This window comes from Geothrix paludis (assembly GCF_022808815.1).
GTDB lineage: Bacteria > Acidobacteriota > Holophagae > Holophagales > Holophagaceae > Geothrix > Geothrix paludis.
On sequence record NZ_JAKZLC010000007.1, the window covers coordinates 139102 to 145450 of the forward strand.

Annotated in this window: 7 protein-coding genes and 1 pseudogene; 3 read left to right on the forward strand and 5 right to left on the reverse strand. The window is 69.9% G+C overall.

The features are described 5' to 3' along the window. The first annotated feature begins 59 nt into the window (after window positions 1-59). The 3 genes from MLE64_RS15555 to MLE64_RS15565 are packed head-to-tail and all read left to right on the forward strand — an operon-like array spanning window position 60 to window position 2566. Complete coding sequence (locus tag MLE64_RS15555; RefSeq protein WP_243319159.1) at window positions 60-1334, forward strand: phytoene desaturase family protein; 1275 nt, start codon at window positions 60-62, stop codon at window positions 1332-1334. Beyond that, a complete protein-coding gene (locus MLE64_RS15560; protein WP_243319161.1) occupies window positions 1334-2227 on the forward strand; it encodes a sigma-70 family RNA polymerase sigma factor in 894 nt (297 codons plus the stop codon). Before MLE64_RS15555 ends, MLE64_RS15560 begins: the two co-directional genes overlap by 1 nt. A gap of 9 nt (window positions 2228-2236) precedes the next feature. After that, window positions 2237-2566 carry a DUF5329 family protein gene (locus MLE64_RS15565; protein WP_243319162.1) on the forward strand — a complete coding sequence of 110 codons (330 nt, stop codon included), beginning with the start codon at window positions 2237-2239 and terminating at the stop codon, window positions 2564-2566. Here the strand turns inward: MLE64_RS15565 and gluQRS are convergent. The 5 genes and pseudogenes from gluQRS to MLE64_RS15590 all read right to left on the reverse strand — a co-directional run. Beyond that, the gene (gluQRS, locus tag MLE64_RS15570) at window positions 2559-3461 is read right to left on the reverse strand and encodes a tRNA glutamyl-Q(34) synthetase GluQRS (protein WP_243319164.1); all 903 of its coding nucleotides are present in this window, start codon (window positions 3459-3461) and stop codon (window positions 2559-2561) included. The genes MLE64_RS15565 and gluQRS overlap by 8 nt on opposite strands. Window positions 3462-3523: 62 nt before the next feature. After that, window positions 3524-4510, reverse strand: a complete 987-nt coding sequence (locus MLE64_RS15575) for a deoxyhypusine synthase family protein (protein ID WP_243319167.1) — start codon at window positions 4508-4510, stop codon at window positions 3524-3526. A 250-nt stretch (window positions 4511-4760) separates the two neighbouring features. Then, the gene (locus tag MLE64_RS15580; protein WP_243319169.1) at window positions 4761-5459 is read right to left on the reverse strand and encodes an outer membrane lipoprotein-sorting protein; all 699 of its coding nucleotides are present in this window, start codon (window positions 5457-5459) and stop codon (window positions 4761-4763) included. Further along, window positions 5459-5818, reverse strand: coding sequence for a phosphomannose isomerase type II C-terminal cupin domain (locus MLE64_RS15585; protein WP_243319172.1), 360 nt, complete (start codon window positions 5816-5818; stop codon window positions 5459-5461). Before MLE64_RS15585 ends, MLE64_RS15580 begins: the two co-directional genes overlap by 1 nt. Window positions 5819-6035: 217 nt before the next feature. Beyond that, window positions 6036-6349, reverse strand: a pseudogene (locus MLE64_RS15590) (mannose-1-phosphate guanylyltransferase); the annotation flags it as partial.

A 6349-nucleotide genomic window follows, 5' to 3' on the forward strand; every position in this document is an offset into this window, starting at 1 on the left:
TTTTGCATGCAGGTGTAACCAAGCGACCCCCTGCTCCGTGACGTGGGCAGGAGGTTCACATGCAGCGGAAGACCGACGTCGTCGTCATCGGTGGGGGATTGGCTGGACTCATGGCTGCCCTCACGACCGCCCGGGCGGGCAGGAGCACCCTTGTGCTGGAGCGGGGTGAGGCCTTCGGAGGCCGCGCCCAGACCCAGGATTGGAATGGCTTCCAGCTCAACCTGGGGGGCCACGCCCTCTACAAGGCGGGCCCGGGCTACACCCTGCTTCGAGACCTGAACCTCCTGCCCGAGGGGGCGGAACCGAAGCCCAAGGGCCTCACCCTGCGGGAAGGCCGATTGAACCTCCTGCCCGTGGGTCCCCTCTCCATGCTTTCGACGGGTCTGTTGAGCTGGAAGGAGAAGGGGGCCTTCCTCTCCCTCATGGGCCGCCTGTCGAAGGTGGATCTGCGGGAGGCCGCCGGTCTCACCTGCCGCCAGTGGTTGGAACGGCACATCCCGGATCCCCGACTGCGCCAGATCATGGACGCCACCCTGCGCACGAACGCGTACGCGGGGGATCTGAACCGCTTGCGGGCCTCCACGGCCCTGCGCCGCATGCAGCAGAGCCAGAAGGGCGTCTTTTATGTCCACGGCGGATGGGCCCGCCTCGTGGAGCGCCTCGCCCGGACCGCCGAGGCCGAGGGAGCGACCCTGAAGGGCGGCCAGTCGGTGGCGGGCGTGGAGGCCCACGGCGAGGCCCACCTGGTTCGCACGAAATCAGGGGAAACCTACGAAGCCGACGAGGTCATCCTCGCCCTTCCTCCCGCCGAGACCCTCGACCTGCTGCCCGCGCCTGCGGCCTCGCGGCTGCGTACCGTCCTCGGCGAGGCGCGGGCCGTCACGGTCTCCTGCCTGGACCTCTGCCTCTCGCGGTTGCCGGACCAGGCCGTGAACCTGGGCCTCGGCATCGACGACCCTCTTTTCATGGTGGCCCAATCCGAAGCGGCCCACATCGCGCCCGAAGGCGCCGCCCTCGTCCACCTGGTTCGCTACCATGAGGGCCTCCCCGGGGAGGGACCTGCCGCAATGCGCTCGCAACTGGAAGCCTTCATGGACCGGCTGCAACCGGGGTGGCGGAAGGTGCTGCTCCACGCCCGCTTCCTCCCCAGCGCCCCCGTCGCCTCCGTGCTGGACGAACCGGGCCGGCGGCGGCCCGTCTCGGAGGATCTCGGCCTGCCAGGCGTCCACCTCGCCGGGGACTGGGTGGGCGAGGTGGGCTGGCTGGCGGATGCGAGCCTGGCCAGTGGCCATCGCGCGGGCCTGGCCGCGGCGGCCATGGCGGCCTGCGCCTGATGGAGGCCGCCCTGCTCACGGAGGCCTTCGAGGCGCACCGGCGCCTGCTGTGGAGCCTCTCCTACCGCATGACGGGTTGCGTCGCTGACGCGGAAGACGTCGTCCAGGAGACCTACCTCCGCGCCCTGGAGCGGCCGCCCAGGGATACGGCCTCACCGCTGAAGCCCTGGCTCGTGGCGGTGGCGGTGAACCTTGCCAAGGATCTGCTGCGCCGCCGGCACGCCCAGACCTACCCGGGCATCTGGCTTCCCGGCCCCGCGCCGCTGGAAGTGGAAGCGCCTGCGGTGGCGCCGCCCCAGGAAGGTTTCGACCTGCTGGAGAGTGGCTCCTACGCCTTCCTCGTCGCCCTGGAAAAGCTCACACCCCAGCAACGCGCGGTCTTCCTGCTGCGTGAGGTTTTCGACCACTCCGTGGAAGAGACGGCGACAGCCCTGGGGCTGAGCGAGGCCAACGTGAAGGTGGCCCTCCACCGCGCGAAGAAGGCCCTGCAGCGCCCCGCCTACCCTTCGAAGGCGCGGCGGGAGCTCACCCAGCGCGCCCTGATGGCCTTCCAGGAGGCCCTCGCCAAGCAGGACCTGGCGGCGCTGGAGGCCCTCTTCGCGCCCAACGTGAAAGCCTGCGGAGACGGCGGTGGCGTCTACGCCGCGGGCGAGGCGCCGATCGTCGGCGCGGCTGCGGTGGCCCGCTTCTTCGCGGGCCTCCCGAAGCTGGGCGCGGACCTCCGGTTGGAGCTGCGGGAACTCAATGGCCTGCCCACCCAGGTGGGCACCTGGACTCCGGCCAACGCCCAGGTGGCGCCGCGGTGGACCCTGCATCTGGATGTGGACGAAGAGGGCCGCATCCTTTGGCTGAGGGCCGTCGCGGCGCCCCATAAGCTCACGGCCCTCGGCTAAAGTGCTTTCATGCCCATCGTCCTCCTCGTCCAGGCCCCCGCGCCCGAGACCCAAAAGATCGAGACGCTCATCAAGGCCATTGAGGCCCTGCAGGGCCAGGCCCTGTTCCTGCGCAACGGCTCGGAGCACGACGCCAAGGCCGCGGGGGACCACCTGCGCCTGAAGTGGAAGAACGCCGGCAAGCGCGTCCAATCCGCGGCGGACTTCATCCGCTATTGCGGCACGGGCAGCTCCCTGAGCGGCCAGCCCTACAGGATCCGCTACAAGGACGGTCGCGAGGTGGCAAGCGCGGACTTCCTCTGGACCGAGCTGAAGAAGCTCGACCCCTCGATCAAGTAGCCCAAGGGCCAGGCACGCGGATCTCACCCTTCGGGACGCGGGCCCAGTCGAAGTGGGGAATCAGGTCGGCTGCGGCGCAGGATTCGGGTCGGTCCAGGCAGCCCAGGCTCCAGCCCAGCCAGCCCAGGATCTCGGGCACGGCGCCCCCCCGGACCACCAGGGCCTCGACACCCAGCGCTCCGGCCCGCTTGCCCAGGCGGCTTCCATCCGGGGCTACGACCAGGCCCAGGTGGGCATAGGCGGGGCGCGGCAGGCCCAGGGCCTCCTGCAGGCGGACCTGGGTGGCGGTGACGGACCGCAGGTCCGCGCCCCGCACCACCTCCGTCACGCCCTGGGCCCCGTCGTCCACCACCACGGCCAGGTGGTAGGCGAAGCAGCCGTCGCGGCGGAACAGGAGCGGATCGCCCGTGAGGGCGGCGGGATCGTCCGCCTGGGGCCCGAGCACGCAGTCCTCCCAGGCCACCGGACCTTCCGGTAGCCGCAGCCTCAAGGCCCGATCAAAGCCCTGCCAGGCCCGGTCTCGGCAGCGGCCGGGGTAGGGCCGCAGGCCGTCCTCCGTGTGGGGCGCCGAGGCGAGCAGCTGCAGGTCCTTGCGGGTGCAGGCGCAGGGATACAGGCGCCCGGCCGCATGCAGCGTCTCCAGGGCCGCGCGATAGGCTGCGTCGCGCTCCGACTGCCAGCTCACGGGCCCGTCCGACACCAGCCCCAGGGCGGCCAGGTCCCGCAGCTGCGCCTCGCCCAGGTCCCGGCGGCAGCGGGGGCCGTCCACATCCTCCACGCGGATGAGCCACCGGCCCCCCGCCGAGCGCGCCGACAGCCAGGACGCCAGCGCCGTGCGCAGGTTTCCCAGATGCAGAATGCCCGTGGGCGAGGGGGCGAAGCGGCCGAGGGTCATGGGTGATGGAAAGCTATCAGCTATCAGTTGAAAGCCGTCAGCTGACGGCTAAGAGCCGAAAGCTACCACCCCAGCAGGTACGCGAAGACCAGCGGGGCCACAATGGTGGCGTCGCTCTCGATGATGAACTTGGGGGTGTCGATGCCCAGCTTGCCCCAGGTGATCTTCTCGTTGGGCACGGCGCCGGAGTACGAGCCGTAGCTGGTGGTCGAGTCGCTGATCTGGCAGAAGTAGCCCCAGAGGGGCACCTCGGTCAGCTCCAGATCCTGGTGCAGCATGGGCACCACGCAGATGGGGAAGTCGCCGGAGATGCCGCCGGCGATCTGGAACATGCCCAGGGGCGAGGTCTTGGTGACCTCCTGGTAGTGCTTCGCCAGCCAGGTCATGTACTCGATGCCGGTGCGCACCGTGTGGACGTTTTTCACATCGCCGCGGATGACGGCGGCCGCGAACATGTTGCCCAGGGTGCTGTCCTCCCAGCCGGGAACCACGATGGGCACGTTCTTCTCGAGGGCGGCCAGCATCCAGGAGTGCCTGGGGTCGATCTGGTAGTACTGCTCGTACTTCCCGCTCTTCAGAACCTTCTGGAAGAACTCGTGGGGGAAGTAGCGTTCGCCCTTGGCGTCGGCCTCCATCCACACCTCGAGCATGGCCTTCTCCATGCGGCGCATGGCCTCCATCTCCGGGATGCAGGTGTCCGTCACGCGGTTCATGTGGCGGTCCAGGAGGGCCTTCTCATCCTGGGGCGTCAGGTCGCGGTAGTGGGGCACGCGCTCGTAGAAGTCGTGGGCCACCAGGTTGAAGATGTCCTCCTCCAGGTTGGCGCCCGTGCAGACGATGAGGTGCACCTTGTCCTGGCGGATCATCTCGGCGAAGGAGAGGCCCAGCTCGGCGGTGCTCATGGCCCCGCCCAGGGTCACCATCATCTTGCCGCCCTTCTCCAGGTAGACCCGGTAGCCCTCGGCGGCGTCCACCAGGGCCGCGGCATTGAAATGCCGGAAGTGGTGCTTCACATAGCTGCCGACGGGTCCGAGCTTGGGCGTGGACATAAAATCCTCCGAATCCTTCCATTGTGCCAGCGGCCCCATCCGGGTCCGAGGGCAGATTGCGGCCCCAGGCCCCGTCCCAAAAGCTCGTCCCAAAAGGAAGCGCCCGGAGGTACGGGCGCTTCGTGAGGGTAGATTTGGCGGGGTTTCGAGTGGTGGGGCGTTTCAGCGGGAGCCCCGCGAACGGGACTGGGATCGATTGGTGGGACGGTTGGTGGCGGGAGGCCCTTGCGGGCACCTCACCCCCAGTCTATCACCGGTCCGTCCCAGGAAGGTCGAAGGCCCCCTGCGCCACACCGCCCGGGGTCCAGTTCCCGAAGGCCAGCTCGACCTTGGCTCCGCCGGCCTCCTCCAACTCCATGCGCGACAGCACAGCCCGGCCATGGGCCTGGACCGGCGGGCCGAAGCGGGCCGTGCGAGCCAGGCGCCCGGAGGCCAGCCGGAACTCCGCCTTCAGGGGCAGCGAGCCCTCCTTGGCCACCCAGAGGATCACCTGGCGGGCACTGAGGGCGGGCCGCTTGGCCGCCAGGTCCAGCCGCCAGCAGGCCCGGTCCTCCAGGGACGCTTCCGTCATCTCCCGCACGGCATAGTCATCCCGGAACCGCGTGCGGGCCACGTCCCCACCCGCGGCGGGGCCCATGAGGCGCTGCTGGGGCGAGACCTTCACCGGCCGCTTCGTGCCGGGCAGCAGCAGCCACATCTCGTCGCCCAGGAGCAGCACGGCGCGGCCCTTCTCCTTCTCGGAGAGTCCGTCCAGCCGGGCGTCGCCGTTCTCGCGAGCCGACACCTTCCACCGCTGGACCACCCCCGGCGCCTTCATCGAGAGCTCCACCGTGAATGCGGGCCAGGGGTGGCGCAGGCGGTCCACCCGGCCGAGGATCTCCCCGCCCTCCGGAGCAGGGCTCTGGGCCAGGACAGGCAGGGCGGCGGCGAAGAGCAGGGCCGCCCGCATCAGCGGCGCCCGTAGTCGTCCTGGAGCCGCTCGATGTCCGCCTCGTCGAAGGTGCCCAGGCTCACCTCCAGCACGCGCACCGGGTGGAGGGCGCCGGCGTCGCAGCGCAGGCGGTGGGTGCTGCCCTGGGGCAGCCAGACCTCCTCGCCCACGGTGGGACGCAGCTCCGCGCCATCGCGGTCGACCACCACGCCCGGATCCAGGGCCACCCACAGCTCGCCGCGGTGCGCGTGGCGCTGGAGGCTGAGCTTCTGGCCGGGGTTGCAGGTGAGGATCTTCACCGTGCAGGGCGTGTTGAGGGCGTACTGGTCGAAGGAGCCCCAGGGCTTGTCGACGTGGAGAGTCTCGGGTCGCTGCATGGTCTCTACTCGCTGGAAAAGTCCGTTCATCATCGCCGCTCGGCCCGCCTCGCGGGGGGCTCCGGGACTACCCCCGGATCGCACGCCACGCCCGTGGCGTGCTCCCGCTCATCCTTCGGATTCGCGGACGGGGCCCCGTCCGCCAGGGCTTGTCGACGTGGAGGGTGGTGGGTCGCTGCATGGGTCGGTCCTCAGGCTTCAGTCTTCGGTCCTCAGCTTAGAGCAGATCCTCACGGCCCTCGGCCTTGAGGCGCTCGACGATCTGCTTGACGGTCTGGGCGCGGTCGCGGTGGCAGATGAGGAGGGCGTCGTCGTCGTCCACCACGATGAGGTCGTCCACGCCGCTGGCGGCGATGAGCCGCTTGCCCCCGAAGAAGGCGCTGTTGCGGGTGTCCAGGAGCAGGGTCTCGCCCTGGCTCACGTTGCCTTCGGGATCGGTCTCCTGGAACTCGATGGCCGCGGGCCAGGAGCCCACGTCGGACCAGCGGAAGCGGGTGGGCACCACCGCCACCGTCTCGGCCTTCTCCATGA